Below are 666 nucleotides of genomic sequence, written 5' to 3'. Positions count from 1 at the left end.
GCGGTCGGTGTTCGGTTCGGAGGGCACGGTGCTGGTCACCGGCGGCACCGGCGGGCTGGGCGCGGTCGTGGCCAAACACCTGGCCACCACCCACCAGGTCAAACACCTGCTGCTGGTCAGCCGACGCGGAAGCGAAGCGCCCGGCGCCGCCGACCTGGCCGCCGAACTGACCGAACTCGGCGCCACGGTCACGATCGAAGCCTGCGACGTCGGCGACCGCGAGCACCTGACACACCTGCTCGCCTCGATCCCACCGGGGCACCCCCTGACCGGCATCGTGCACACCGCCGGAGTGCTGGACGACGGCATCGTGGCCTCCCTCACCCCCGAACGCATCGACGCCGTCCTGCGACCCAAGGCCGACGCCGCCCGCCACCTGCACGAACTGACCCAAGACCTGAACCTGTCGGCCTTCGTGCTGTTCTCCTCCCTGGCCGGAGTCCTGGGCAGCGCCGGCCAGGCCGGCTACGGCGCCGCCAACGCCTACCTCGACGCCCTGGCCCACCACCGCCACGCCCAAGGCCTGGCCGCCACCTCACTGGCCTGGGGACTATGGGCCTCCGGCGGCATGGCAGGCGACCTCGGCGAAGCCGACCTGCGACGGATGGAACGAGCGGGCGTCAAACCCCTGTCCATCCCCGACGGACTCGCCCTGCTCGACGCCGC

1 protein-coding gene is annotated in these 666 nt (G+C 72.2%); it reads left to right on the top strand.

Annotated elements, in window-relative coordinates; translation table 11 throughout:
* Nucleotides 1-666, top strand: a 666-nt coding sequence (locus ACTOQ1_RS42905) for a beta-ketoacyl reductase (protein ID WP_440074379.1), incomplete at both ends; no start/stop codon positions are given.

Source organism: Streptosporangium sp. OZ121, from assembly GCF_051918885.1.
Classification (GTDB): Bacteria; Actinomycetota; Actinomycetes; order Streptosporangiales; family Streptosporangiaceae; genus Streptosporangium.
This window is presented reverse-complemented; position numbering and strand designations above follow the sequence as displayed.